Below are 12364 nucleotides of genomic sequence, written 5' to 3' on the forward strand. Positions count from 1 at the left end.
ATTATTTACCTTGAAGATTAGCCGCGGGAAAACCACCGAACGGAAGGGGGTTATTGCCATGTCTTGCTTTGCAGTCTTTTAGTAAACCACCGCATTCGTCTTTTGATGGGTCGTCGGTCGGTATCCCATCTTTAGTAAAATAGTTATTACCTGCATAATCACAACCTGTACCAGTTCGATACCAACCTCGCATACACCACGTACAAACTGTAGCGATTTGGCGAGTTGGAAGCTGCAAGTTTTGAATATCAAATGGTGAACAAAGTTCAAACTTGATTACCGTTTTGCTTTCTTCTTTCTTTTTATTAATAAAAAATAATTGCAAACGTTCTTGAAGCGGATCGGCTTGTGGGTTACCTTCTTTCCAGTTATCCGAATCAAGATACTTAGCCATCGTAGTATGAATCTTGACTTTAGCTTGTACTAAATCATCGTAATCAAGACAAAGCCGAGTCACCCTACCGTCAATATTACCTACGGATAATTCTGGTGTCGGTTGTGAGCCTGTACTACTTAATTCGATACCGCTTAATTCGTATGGGAACGGCAAATATTCATTACCTTGCCAACGAATTGACGGTAAATTATCGGCAACAAAAGAAGCCCACCCATCCGGAGGTATGTTATGCGCATGAAATCGCAGAACCTCATCAAGTCCAAATTTAGTTCCGTCAACCTCAATAAGCTGTATTAATTGGTTACCTTCAAGCGATTGCAAGTCTTGAGTAATCGACATTTATTTTCTCCAGATAATAAAAAGGTCCACATTTGTGGATTTGGTAGGAATAATATGGCAATTAAGGCGCATAGGATTGTACAAACTGAAACGATAGCGAAACAACTTTACCGCCAGCAAATTCAGATTCGATTGATTTATTGACAACTCGATACAGCTTTTCTTCACCGTATGGGTTTATCCACTTAAAAGAGTTGATAATGTGAGAATTTAAAAAGGCTCTAACTTTCGCTATCTCTTCTTTTTCGCCCGTATATGTTAATTCCCATGTTTCACTATTATTGTTAATACCGTTACTGGATAACTGAGTATAACCATCACCGAATTTAGCTTCATTAACATTAGTTGAATCGGTACACTTCGGAGTACCCATAGTGCGCCATATGAATGTATCCACCATAATTTACCTATTATTTAATAAGTTATATAAATTTCCACCAGGCGAAGCTGATTTTTCAAACATGACATTCACGTCCTCTTGAACAATAGCTTTTACCTGTTGCCTTAGAGATGCCACATTGATATCTGTCTTGTTGGCTTGTGAATCGCTATTAGACTGCATATTAATCGCCACGTTTGTAGTTACATTAATAGCGCTTGATGAATTGTTAGATTTACTAGTAAAAGCTACTGGTGAAGCTGGGCTAAGATTGACATATCCACCTTTTGCATAACCGTGCTGAGCTTCTCTCATTAATGCGTATAAATTTGCTACGCCAAGTCGTTTGGTTGCTTCTTTTGTAAAAACGAATTCACCCTTATGCACAATGCCTGCTGGAGTGTATTTATTACCATTACCAGTAAACCCACCAGGTTCGTCGCTATAACCGACACCGCCACCTTTAGCGTAACCATGAATTAGCCCACCGCTATAGGCTTGTTGTAGCCCACCTGTAGCAGCTCCAGCTCCTGCTCCACCGCCTCCTGAGCCACCGCCCATCCAACCCATTGCGGATTGAATTGCCTGTGCAACTAACAACTTATTAATAATTTCAATAATGTTAGTTAAAATCGACTTTGTTAATGATTTAAAATTCATTTTCCCTGTTGTTACTAAATCAGTTAATGCACTACTAATAGAACTCATGGCATTATTTGCAACATCACGAAAACCTTTAAATACATTTTGCCCATCTTCCGCAAATTCACACATTCCCACTTTCAAACCAGTTAGCCAATCGCCTTGATTTTTGTCTTCCAATTGCCAGCTTTGTTGTAGCGCCTCTTTTGCCTTGTTGTATTCTTCAGTAACCTTGGCTATCTCATTAGGATTACCAGTTCCTTTCAATGCTATATCACGCTGAGCATTTAACTCTGACATTTCATTGTAACGACTAGCATTTTTAGAAGTCATTCCAAACGTGGCCTGTTCAGCTTGAGATTTTGCAACCAAGTTGGTAGAGTACTCTTGCATTTTACGAAGCGCTTTTGTTGCTGTTTCGTATTGTGCAATCTCTTCACTTAAAGCCGCATTTTTCGCTTGCTGTGCTAATAATGCCTCTTTGTGACCTAAAATATATTTTTCCTGTGCAGTAAGTTTGCTTTTATCGGTTTTGCTCTCCAGCACCTCGATTTGCGCTTGTAAGTCAAAGTATTTTTTACGCTCAGATGTGATAGTGTTGACTGTTAATGATTGTTCACGTAATGATTTTAGTTGATTCATCAAGCTGATTTCTTGCTGTCTTGATGATTGTAAAAGGTCATTAAAATGGTTGCCTTTTGTTTTTCCGTTTGAAGAACTTGCTTTGATACCAGCTTCAATTTTCTTCATCTCATCATCAGTGATATATCCTTTATCTGTCGGTTTAAGATGTTTGTTTATTTCATATGCATCTTTGCGCATTTGTGCAATATCTGCTGCTGCGCGTTCTGTAGGTGACATACCAGCTCGTCGCCACCTCTCAAAATTATTCGTGGCAGTTGAAAGTGCATTGATTTTATTTTTAAACAATGATAATACGTCTGCGCCTTCCAGTGCACTCTCCGTTATTTCTGAAATTATTGAAACTAAATTGCGTAAGTTTTCATTCTTTCCACCCGAAGATTTATTTAAATCTTGTAACTTTTCGCTCAGTTCAGCGAGTTTTTCGGCAGCTTTAATTTTGTCTGTTTCTTGTTTTATATCAGACATCAGACTAATTATTGAAACTGCAGTTTCTTCTGTTATGCCGAGTTGCTTCGATAATTCTTGTGAATAAATTTTAATATGACCGTATGACTGATAAGATGATGATGAGAGATTATTCATCAACTCATTAAGATCAACGCCTCTTTTCTTTAACGCATCTACAGACCTCAGCACATCAGAAAATTCGGTCGGCAACATAAATTCGTTAGAAGCTCGTTTATTATATTTATCAAAAATATCATTTATCGCATTAACTGACTCTTTAACAACGCTTTCGGCTGAAAATTTAGCGTTTAAAATCATTGTATCAGCTAGTTTTTTATTTCTCCTTGCAATTTTTGCAATTTCATCTGAAAGAGCTATTGCGCCATCTTTATTGCGAACAAATACTTTATTCAATCGTTCATGTGCATCAGCTAATTTCTCTGTCGCATTCTCAGCTTCAAACAATTTTGGTATCATGCTACCGAGCAATCCGACCATTGCTGAAATACCGATATTAAGTGGATTTAGCGATGTTAATAGCGTGCTAAAAGTGCTACCAATACCGTTTTTCATGATCATCGACATGCCAAGCGAATTCATGCCAGAAAAATTACCTCTCATTAGCTGCATTTGCATTTTAGCGGCTTGATTTGTTGCTGTTCTTGTCGCTGTTTCGTAATTTTTAGTGGCAGTAGAGGCTTGTGCTATCTTTTTAATATAGATATCAGCCGAAGAACTAACACCGAGTTGCGCAGCTTGATAACTTAGTAATTGTTCTTTTGTTAAATTCTGACTTGCTACCTGTGCTTTTAGTTTATTGATAAAGTCAGTTTTGGCTTTAGTTGCTAATGTCTCCGCGATTGTTACTTCTTTTTGTTTTACTGCAACATCAGATAGCAATTGATTATAATTGTTGATATCAATAGCACCAGATTTGTACGACTCTTTTAATTGACCAGTGATTTTCTCTAAATCTTTTGATGCGGTATTGACATTGTTTAATCCGTCAATCTGTTTCCTGTAGCTTGTATAAAGTTTGTCGCCAGATTCAGCAAGTTGTTTCCTAGCAGCCGCAAGCTTTCGTTCTTGTTCTGCCGCAATTCTAGAGGCTTTAGCACCTTTTACTGCATTCTGATAAACACGCTCAAAATCTTTTAACTCTTCATCAGTTACATTTAGTGAACGTTTTTTTGCCGCTGTTAATTCATCAGTAGCTGATGCCGCATCTTCTGCTTTTTTACTGAATGCATCTAATTTTCTGCTTGCTTCGTCAACGCTTTGTGTATTGATTTCAAGTGTAAGTGATGTAATCGCCTCTGCCATTGTTTCTCCAGACATAAAAAAACCGCCAGAAGGCGGTTGAATTAATGCTTTAAAATTTGTTATTCATTTATGATTCTAAGTTTATTGTTTAATAAATAATCTATTTTATCCCAAAAATTAGATTTATTTAGCTCTTTGTGCTTAATGGTTTCTGGGGACATTAACAATAAATCCGTCCCCGAATATCTTTCTACGTTAAATGTAATAGCTTCTAGCTTTGGTAAGTAAAAACCATAATTATCAGCATGGATTACGCTAAATTCACACAGCACAAGAGATTCAGGATTTATGTTAAATATTTTTTGGTCATCATAATCAAGTAGTACGTTATAATTATATAGACTTAAAAGTTTTTTATTGTAATCTTGTTCATACAATCCAAATTTTTTCTTAGAAATATATTTTTCCAGTTCATCATCATTAGCTTTTTTGATTATGACCGTTATTTTTTTAGGAGAATAAAATGACTCTGAATTAATGCTTTTTTTTATTATTGATGAACAATATTCTGCGGACTTGTAATATAGCAAATCATCATCGTGAACATATCTAGTAATATGATTAAAAATGATAATGCATCCTATGGCTGCTAGTATCACAATTAAAGCGACACACTTCAAAATAAACTTTTTCATACCATCTCCTTTTTAGGTAATGGTATGTTATTTAAGGATTTGGAGCAATAAAAAATCCGTCATTTATTTTGTATAAAATTTGATCTACCATGTCAATTCAACCCAACTATGTGACCGCATAGTTGTTAGTTAAATCGAGGTTATGGTTGATATGCTTCAAGAGGAAATAATATGTACGAAGACAATTTAGATTTTTTTAAAAAACTTCACGAGCAACCTGAGAAGGTATTTGAAATATTATACAGCAATAAAAATGCAGTCAATAAAGTTTTGCCTTTTTATTTTGCTGTACTTTTAAAAATGACACCAAATCATGAAAATTTTGGTGAATATATTATGAAAAGCCTTGATAAAATTTATGGCTCAGATAAAACGGGAAAAAGCCCTAAAGATATAGAAATTTCAAAATATGCTCATCAGTTCTATGGTGAGGTATTACACATTTATCAGCAACTAGATAAATATGAAAATTAATAAATATGCGGGTTATCCCGCATATCCTCCATCAATAATTGATTTAGCGTACTCAAAAGCATTTTTGTAAACATCACCCATTACAGTGCTTGGATTTAAATCTTCAACATATTTAAGTCGAACGTCTGCATCAGGAATTAACTTAAGAATACCTTTAATAATAACAGTAATTTTAATGGTTGGTATGAAGCCGTATTTTGATTCAGTATAATTTGGGCGAACGTCACCACTCATGTACATTAGTGTTATATCAAGCCCTTTATATTGAATTTTATCAACCAACATATCTGTACTCATTTATCTACCTACCTATTTTGATTTATGTAGAATTTTCAACGCCTCGTTTTCCATTATTTGAATGTCGTTAAAAATAGTTTCACTTTCTGTAATATTATTAATCTTCATGACCCAACCCATACAGTTATAATCAAGACCTAACACTCCACTCATGCTCGTTCGCCACTGCGTAGACATGGCTTTAAACAACTTGAAAGCATCCAAATTATCTTGCCATATCTCTACATATTCATCATCGTAATCCGATTCAGTTAACCCGAAAGCCGCCAATTCTTCTTTTGACGGCTCAGGTGTATATAGTGCAGTAACGAGCGCTATTAGTTTTTTTCTCGTACGCCGAATAACTCACGAGAATAAGTTTTGATAATAGCGCCACCTGATGCTGGATAGTTTTGGATGAGTGTATCAAGATTAGCCTCATTAAACTCATCATCCAAACTCCAACCTTTGACTATTTTTAAAAGGTAATCTACCAAAGGCTTACCTTCAAACTCAGTTTCAAAATTTTCTAGTTCTTTGGGAATATAATGCTTGAATGTGAATTCGATTTCTCCGTCCTCTTGCCCAGCTCGTGGAATTAAAACTTTGCATTTAAAAGTTGGCTCTGCTACTAATTTGAATTTTGCCATTAATATTATCCTTATTTATCTTTGTAGAAAGTGATTGCCGGTGATTCAACTGTCATGCTGATTTTTACAGTTTCAATCTCATTAATTGTGGTCGCTGGGGTCGGGTCAAACGAAACACGGACAGCATCATAACGAGTCTCTTTCGCCTTCGGCACATACATTTTCATTGCTACAACTTCATTAGTAAGGTCTAATTCCTCTAATAATGAATAAATAGGTAAAGAGCTATCATGAGCAATGGTAAAACTTTTGCTTTTAGCTGATTTAATGGTCGGTAACTGTCGCTCTGCGTCGTCATCTAAAAATTGAATTTGAGTAAATTGTTGTTCACCACCTTCAGTTGCAACTTCTTTGACTTGCGGTAATCGCTCCCATGCAGAAATCTTGGTTAAAGTCCCCTTACCTTCCCCTTCTGGAAATGATTTGGTGTCACTGGTATTAATATTGCCGAGTGTAACATCAGTGTTATTAACTTTAGTCACCTTAGCTACTGCATTATTAATTTTTGACCATCCTGATGTAATGATAACTTCATCGCCAACCACTAGCCCATGATTAGCTTTTAATGTCGCTACAGCCTCTTTAGCATTTGAAATAGTTTCAAATTCTAATGCTGTATCTTTTGATTTTTGCACGTATACACGTGAGCCGTTAGGTAATGCAAATGCCATATAAATTCTCCAATTAAATTGTATCAGCACGGTAATTCATGCTGATTGGTATTGTGTAAGTGGTTTTATCTGTAATCGCAGGATATGCGCTTGGTACAGAATTGATGTAAAGTGAAAGATTACCTTTTTTTAATTCAAGGTTGAGTTGAAAATGCTTGATTATTGATTCTACTATTTGCTGAGAGCGTGATTTACCAGTATTGATTGGAGCCACAACGCTTACCTGATAAACACCTTTATAAATCCGTGATTCGCCGTCTAAATCAAAGCTGGTTGTAATAGCTGGCAGAATATTAGATTTAAGGTAAATTTCATCGTTGGGTGTTGCTGCTATATTCTCGTAGACAATCTGTAAATTCAGTTGATTAGCGATAGTATAAAGGTGTGATTCAAGCAATTCAGAGATTGTTGAAATCAATTATTAACCTCCTTTTGCGGCGTTGTCGAAATGAGCTTGAGTGTTTAAGGCGGCAATTCTAACGATACCGTTAGGCGCTTGTTTAGAGTGTCCAAACTCTAATCTCACACTATAAGGTAGGTTGTTAGTGAAATAGACTGATTTAACGCCGTAAGTATACCGTCCAATTTGTTCTATCCCATCTTTTAACGTGTCCATACCTGTCGGGTCGATTCTGTCAATAGCATTAGTAACAGGAATATCAAATGAGATTTGCCAATTACCACGAAAAAGCCCACCTGAATAGTTTTTAGGTGGTTTGCTTTTCCAGATTGCAGGTTGCCCAACTGGTGACATTCTGATAATGTCTTGCAAAACATTAATACACCCCTTTTTTACTATTAACTCACTATTAGCCTTTGCTTTGTCTACAAATGCGTTAATAGATTGCAGAAAATTAGTGCTGTTGTTTGACATTACGCTTTCCTTAGTTGGGCTTTGTAGCAAATCAAAATATCAGCAGGTTTGACAGGGTTAGGTTGTTTAATTAAGTATTTTTCACCGTCGATAGTCACTAAATCGTTTATAGCCAGTTCTTTATCAGCAGAAAATACCATTTCAACATCACCTGATTGAATGACGGTACCATCAATTTCGATCGGTTTATAATTCTTTTTAATGCCTATCGCGGTGAACGTAACACTTTCTGTTACAACCTCTTTACCATTTACAATAGAGACCTTGCCTTTTCTGTGCACGCTGTATTTTTCGCCATACTTTGCAAGTAGCCTTGATGCGGTGCTCAATGAGCGACCATATAAAGTACCCATTAGCCCCTCTCAGCGATGCAATTTATAGAAAATCCTTCACCCACTACCAACCCCCTAAGAGTTGATATAACGGCAGGATATCGTGGTATAAAGCCTGATTTATCTATAGCGTAAGTAACACTTAGTGCTCCAGCTATTGATTCAGATTGAATTGGTGCGTCTCGAATGCTGGAAAGTAAATCACCTGCAATGGCTTCAATAGCTAGCATGCATTGTGCTTTTGCAACCTGAACTGGAATAACACCGCTAGGTAAAAGGTAACCGTCTAGCACAATATCTTTTCTTGGAAAAGACAAAGGCTGTTCAAGCTTAGCTTTTTTCCCCGCCCAATTAAGTCCATTCAAATAGTCCATAGCTTTAATAAGTAAGGATTCTTTATTGTCAGGTAAAGTAATGCCTCTAGCTTGAGCGAATGCTTCTAACTCTTCAATACTTGCATAACTGTTAAAGTCGTTAGAATTAGGATCGGTGTTTATCATTCATAGCCTCCTAAAAAATAAGGGCTTATGCCCTTACTTTTAAGCATTATTTTTTGCGGCTCTTGTATTCTGTGACGGTGCTTCTAATTTAATTAAAACACCAGCCGTAGATTTGTCACTGTCAAAATGTTTCTTCCAGTTTACTTTATCACTTAGTTTGGCTAAATCAGGATTAGCACCTTTTGAGGTATCCCAACTATAACCTAGTAAATCGATATTTACTGTGCCCTCAGCGCGATAAGCAACGGCTAAGTTTTCTTGATTATCAATGTTGTATGAGCGGAAACCCGGAGCTTGTGACTCTGTAATTTTTACAGCATTAGCGACTAAACCAAGAATTGCATCTGTTGGTGCGCAATCTGTTACAAGAACGGGTTTGCCTAATGTACCTGGTTGACCGCCATATACAACAACTCCCGCTTCTTCGTAGATTTTATTATCTACAGCCTGATCAACAATATCAAAGTAGGTTGTTGAATGCATGACAAACAAAGCAATACGATTAAATTTATCACCGTATTTACGGAAACCTTTGGTTAAGGTTTTTTTGCCGTCAGTTGCAATATCTGCGCTAGCAATCATCGTTGGATTAGCCTCAATAGCCGCTATTGTCGAGCGAATAGCATATTGGATATAGCCTTCTGTGGTTGCATCAGCAACATCAACACCGACTACTTCGGAAAACTCTGACACATCACGACCTCGTCGCTTGAATGCTTCTTCTGTAGTTTCATAGGGTCCGTATTTCCACGGGACTTTTACACCTACAGCTTCACCTGCGCCGATTTTTTTGCCCGCCACTGAAGCGGTTGAGTTAACGTCACGGCTTTCAATTGAACCTCCTACTTTGTAGAATGCTCGTTTACGAAAATCGCCTTCAAGTAGCTCATTATCAATTAAAATTGCGCCATTTGATGCGGTATTGAAAACTTCTAAATTATCTTGGCGGCGTTCTAAAAAAGCAGTTTGCGCCAAGTCATCATAAATGATTAAATCGTTATTTGTAGTAGTTGCCATTATTTAGCTTCCTCTTATTCTTTTGGTAATTTTAAATATGCTTGTTGACCGTATTTTTGGATGTAATTATGCTTTTCCAAACTGGTCATCTTTGAACGAACTAAATTTGAACCGCCAGACTTATGACCGCCACCTCCAGTGCCTTCAGCTTTTGGGAATAAATGCGGTGCATTATCTTTTAATGATTCAACCCATTCTTGTGGTGTTAAAGGGGTTTTACCATCTTTGCCAAGTAAAGGTTCGCCATCTTGTCCTACTGCGACAGCCTCGCCATCATCGCTTAAAACAAACATGCCCTTAGCACGTAAACTTATATCTTCTAATGCCTCCGATAACGCACCTGCTTTTAATGCGGCACTAGTCATCTTGTTGCTCAGAACGATTGAACTATATTTCTCAGCTTTCTTTTGTGCGTTATCAGCTTTTTCTTGTTCTGCTTTAAGTTTTTTATCGAACTCGTTTCTATAACGCTCTGTTCGTTTACTTAAAACTTCATCAATTTTTCCTGCTGAAATTAGTTTAGCTTCTTCATCATCTGAAAATCGCTGTAAGATAGCTTTGACCGCATCAGGGTCGATACCTTCAAACTGTTTAAGTTTTTCTGTCGTATCTTTTAGCTTTCCTAATAATTCGCTGTTTTTGTTCTTTAAACCTAGCGTTTTTTCATCAGAAACTTTATCAATCATCGCTTGAATTTCTGGCGAAATTGAAGAGCCTCCACTGCCTGCTTCTCCGCCTTCCTCTGCCTGTGAATAAAACTTTCGATTAATTTTTTGTAATAACATGATGTCCCCTTAGGATCGTTTTTTTAAAATAAAAAAGGCCGCATATAGCGACCTTAAATTGGATTGTTTTAATTTATTTGTGTTTTACTTTCTGATTTTCGAGTTTATTTATTACTGAGCTCATACTCATTGACATCATACGCTTGATTGGTACGCTTGATTCTTTATCGATCAATGCTTGAATCTGCTCCAATATATCATCACCCCACGGCTTATTTTGAATCAATTCGTGTACTTTTCTAAGATTATCGTTTGTCATGTTTTTTAAACCACTCAAGTATTAATGGATGGATACGTTTTTTTGATTTTTCATCACCTAACATATATAAAGCGAAACTTTCAGAAAATAACTCTTCATTTGAATCAGATGAATAATAACTGAGCACATAAGCCCATTTATCATTATATGCAGTTTGAGTTATTTGAGATAGATATCGTTCATCCTGGTAATATAAATAATGTCCAAACTCATGAGCTATTGTACCTTTAATACTTTGAACAGAAGCATAAGGTAGGACATCTAAGTTAGAAATTATTTTAGCTAACTGTTTTTTATCTGGTGATAAAGCAAGTTCATGGATAACTACATCTTTATACCCAAGCATAGCTGCATTTTCTGCAATTGCCTCCCACTCGCTTGCATCTAACATCCACGATGCCATATGGATAGAGTTTTGGGATATATAATAGGCTCCTGCAGCGCTATCTGAAAAGCCCTCTTTTGTACCAAGCCATGATAATTTAGGTAAATTAAACCGCCTAATAATATCTGACGATATTTCTGCAACTTCTTTCGCGCTTTCTAATGAAGTTCCCTTAGGGAATTGAACGCTATCAGCTATCTTTTTCTTTACCATCCAATTTTCAATATCTTCAATCGTTTTTAAGTTAACGGTTGAATCAACAATGCATTCTCTATTTTTTAACTGTTCAAGCGTTAACAAATGCCCGTCACGAGTAAAGAAATTTTCTGGTGCTATCTCCCCATCCCTCAACAATCTTGCTCGTTCTATACCTAAAATTTGCTCCTGTCTTTCTTTTGATTGTGCTTGTAACCACTCAAGATAGGAGGTTTTAGCTGGAACTTGCCCGTCCATTGATGCTCTTGTACCACTTGGTGCTTCGTCAATATTAATTCCTAATTCTCGATAGCTTTTTAGAATAAAGGTTTCAACTGAGCGACAACAAAAGTGTAGTTTGCCTGGTCCATCACCATAAGGGATATCATGCCCAATAGGCGTGTTATCTAATGTGTACTCTTTTAAATCACGAATTATGCACATTGGAGTGGTGCTAGTATCAAGCGTTGATAGCCATTGTTTACCTTTGATTATATCGCTGTTAGCGTTTCCAAATGATTCTCGAGCAATAGCCGCAGTATGAGAGACAGCAGAACGAATGACAGATGACACATTGCGTTTGCTAGCCTCTAATACACCATCTTTATATTTGTTTTTCTTTGTGCCTCTCACCCTTCTTATTATTTGCTCCGTAGTTTCACCTGTTGCGTAACCGGTCCGAACGGCGTTAGCTACTCGTTTAAGTCTATCATCCTCGATATTGCTCGCCCATTCAGATAATAACCGCCCCTGAAAGGGTTTAGCTTTAACGGCTGTAAATATCTGATTTGGTGATATTTGCATTAGCGGATACTTGCTTTTAACATTATCAGGTAACAATGATTCGAATAATGAATACTGGTAATTGATTTCATGCTCGCTAAGTGAACTCAATTCACCAAATAAGTAATCAGAGACAGATTTTAGAGATTTGGAGCTTGCTAGTATTGATTCAAGACGAGATATTTTAAAATCACTCGGTGATAGGTCTTCTAGCGCAACGTAAAGTTGTGCTGTTAACTCTTTGTCAACAATATCCAGTAATTTCAGTGATTCTCTGATTAGATTATTCTCATAGCCAATAAGATTGAACCGATGATAAATAGCTTCATTGCGGAGCTTTTTATTGATTGTCATAA

At 36.7% G+C, this 12364-nt stretch carries 15 protein-coding genes and 1 pseudogene; 1 reads left to right on the forward strand and 15 read right to left on the reverse strand.

The genetic code is table 11. The annotated features are described in order from the left end of the window. Window position 1: 1 nt before the first annotated feature. The 4 genes from H3U97_RS04285 to H3U97_RS04300 form a co-directional block, all read right to left on the reverse strand. Window positions 2-736: a phage minor tail protein L gene (locus H3U97_RS04285; RefSeq protein WP_198198298.1), complete on the reverse strand. Its 735-nt coding sequence runs from the start codon at window positions 734-736 to the stop codon at window positions 2-4. A gap of 61 nt (window positions 737-797) precedes the next feature. Beyond that, window positions 798-1136 carry a phage tail protein gene (locus H3U97_RS04290; RefSeq protein WP_255548094.1) on the reverse strand — a complete coding sequence of 113 codons (339 nt, stop codon included), beginning with the start codon at window positions 1134-1136 and terminating at the stop codon, window positions 798-800. 3 nt (window positions 1137-1139) lie between these two features. Then, a complete protein-coding gene (locus H3U97_RS04295) occupies window positions 1140-4187 on the reverse strand; it encodes a phage tail tape measure protein (RefSeq protein ID WP_198198303.1) in 3048 nt (1015 codons plus the stop codon). Between the two features lie 44 nt (window positions 4188-4231). Then, complete coding sequence (locus H3U97_RS04300) at window positions 4232-4807, reverse strand: hypothetical protein (RefSeq protein WP_198198305.1); 576 nt, start codon at window positions 4805-4807, stop codon at window positions 4232-4234. 171 nt (window positions 4808-4978) lie between these two features. Between H3U97_RS04300 and H3U97_RS04305 the strand changes: the two genes are divergently transcribed. Beyond that, window positions 4979-5281 (forward strand): hypothetical protein, encoded by a 303-nt coding sequence (locus tag H3U97_RS04305; RefSeq protein WP_198198307.1) that lies wholly within the window; start codon window positions 4979-4981, stop codon window positions 5279-5281. A gap of 12 nt (window positions 5282-5293) precedes the next feature. On the opposite strand, the gene H3U97_RS04310 is transcribed toward H3U97_RS04305, so the two are convergent. The 11 genes and pseudogenes from H3U97_RS04310 to H3U97_RS11580 form a co-directional block, all read right to left on the reverse strand. Beyond that, on the reverse strand, window positions 5294-5578 hold the full coding sequence (locus tag H3U97_RS04310; protein ID WP_198198309.1) for a hypothetical protein: 285 nt from the start codon (window positions 5576-5578) through the stop codon (window positions 5294-5296). A gap of 12 nt (window positions 5579-5590) precedes the next feature. Continuing rightward, window positions 5591-5848: a DUF1799 domain-containing protein gene (locus H3U97_RS04315; RefSeq protein ID WP_198198311.1), complete on the reverse strand. Its 258-nt coding sequence runs from the start codon at window positions 5846-5848 to the stop codon at window positions 5591-5593. Window positions 5849-5895: 47 nt separating this feature from the next. Further along, on the reverse strand, window positions 5896-6207 hold the full coding sequence (locus H3U97_RS04320) for a phage tail assembly chaperone (protein ID WP_198198313.1): 312 nt from the start codon (window positions 6205-6207) through the stop codon (window positions 5896-5898). Between the two features lie 11 nt (window positions 6208-6218). After that, the gene (locus H3U97_RS04325; protein WP_198198315.1) at window positions 6219-6878 is read right to left on the reverse strand and encodes a phage tail protein; all 660 of its coding nucleotides are present in this window, start codon (window positions 6876-6878) and stop codon (window positions 6219-6221) included. A gap of 13 nt (window positions 6879-6891) precedes the next feature. Further along, a complete protein-coding gene (locus H3U97_RS04330; protein WP_198198317.1) occupies window positions 6892-7296 on the reverse strand; it encodes a phage tail terminator-like protein in 405 nt (134 codons plus the stop codon). Between the two features lie 3 nt (window positions 7297-7299). After that, window positions 7300-7752, reverse strand: a complete 453-nt coding sequence (locus tag H3U97_RS04335) for a hypothetical protein (RefSeq protein WP_198198319.1) — start codon at window positions 7750-7752, stop codon at window positions 7300-7302. After that, window positions 7752-8105 (reverse strand): hypothetical protein, encoded by a 354-nt coding sequence (locus tag H3U97_RS04340; RefSeq protein WP_198198321.1) that lies wholly within the window; start codon window positions 8103-8105, stop codon window positions 7752-7754. Before H3U97_RS04340 ends, H3U97_RS04335 begins: the two co-directional genes overlap by 1 nt. Continuing rightward, on the reverse strand, window positions 8105-8584 hold the full coding sequence (locus H3U97_RS04345; RefSeq protein WP_198198323.1) for a DnaT-like ssDNA-binding protein: 480 nt from the start codon (window positions 8582-8584) through the stop codon (window positions 8105-8107). The genes H3U97_RS04340 and H3U97_RS04345 overlap by 1 nt, the downstream gene beginning before the upstream one ends. Window positions 8585-8623: 39 nt before the next feature. Continuing rightward, on the reverse strand, window positions 8624-9601 hold the full coding sequence (locus H3U97_RS04350) for a major capsid protein (RefSeq protein ID WP_198198325.1): 978 nt from the start codon (window positions 9599-9601) through the stop codon (window positions 8624-8626). Between the two features lie 14 nt (window positions 9602-9615). Next, window positions 9616-10386 carry a hypothetical protein gene (locus H3U97_RS04355; RefSeq protein WP_198198327.1) on the reverse strand — a complete coding sequence of 257 codons (771 nt, stop codon included), beginning with the start codon at window positions 10384-10386 and terminating at the stop codon, window positions 9616-9618. Between the two features lie 917 nt (window positions 10387-11303). After that, window positions 11304-12362, reverse strand: a pseudogene (locus H3U97_RS11580) (hypothetical protein); the annotation flags it as partial. Window positions 12363-12364: the final 2 nt, after the last annotated feature.

Origin of the sequence: Gilliamella sp. W8128 (assembly GCF_016100545.1) — a bacterium.
GTDB classification, from domain to species: Bacteria; Pseudomonadota; Gammaproteobacteria; order Enterobacterales; family Orbaceae; genus Gilliamella; species Gilliamella apis.

Excerpts from the sequence above, each read along its gene's own strand:
- H3U97_RS04345 (WP_198198323.1), bottom strand. The coding sequence starts at position 8,584 with ATGATAAACACCGATCCTAATTCTAACGACTTTAACAGTTATGCAAGT.
- H3U97_RS04340 (WP_198198321.1), bottom strand. The coding sequence starts at position 8,105 with ATGGGTACTTTATATGGTCGCTCATTGAGCACCGCATCAAGGCTACTT.
- H3U97_RS04310 (WP_198198309.1), bottom strand. The coding sequence starts at position 5,578 with ATGAGTACAGATATGTTGGTTGATAAAATTCAATATAAAGGGCTTGAT.
- H3U97_RS04285 (WP_198198298.1), bottom strand. The coding sequence starts at position 736 with ATGTCGATTACTCAAGACTTGCAATCGCTTGAAGGTAACCAATTAATA.
- H3U97_RS04320 (WP_198198313.1), bottom strand. The coding sequence starts at position 6,207 with ATGGCAAAATTCAAATTAGTAGCAGAGCCAACTTTTAAATGCAAAGTT.
- H3U97_RS04290 (WP_255548094.1), bottom strand. The coding sequence starts at position 1,136 with ATGGTGGATACATTCATATGGCGCACTATGGGTACTCCGAAGTGTACC.
- H3U97_RS04355 (WP_198198327.1), bottom strand. The coding sequence starts at position 10,386 with ATGTTATTACAAAAAATTAATCGAAAGTTTTATTCACAGGCAGAGGAA.
- H3U97_RS04295 (WP_198198303.1), bottom strand. The coding sequence starts at position 4,187 with ATGTCTGGAGAAACAATGGCAGAGGCGATTACATCACTTACACTTGAA.
- H3U97_RS04325 (WP_198198315.1), bottom strand. The coding sequence starts at position 6,878 with ATGGCATTTGCATTACCTAACGGCTCACGTGTATACGTGCAAAAATCA.
- H3U97_RS04300 (WP_198198305.1), bottom strand. The coding sequence starts at position 4,807 with ATGAAAAAGTTTATTTTGAAGTGTGTCGCTTTAATTGTGATACTAGCA.
- H3U97_RS04335 (WP_198198319.1), bottom strand. The coding sequence starts at position 7,752 with ATGTCAAACAACAGCACTAATTTTCTGCAATCTATTAACGCATTTGTA.
- H3U97_RS04305 (WP_198198307.1), top strand. The coding sequence starts at position 4,979 with ATGTACGAAGACAATTTAGATTTTTTTAAAAAACTTCACGAGCAACCT.
- H3U97_RS04350 (WP_198198325.1), bottom strand. The coding sequence starts at position 9,601 with ATGGCAACTACTACAAATAACGATTTAATCATTTATGATGACTTGGCG.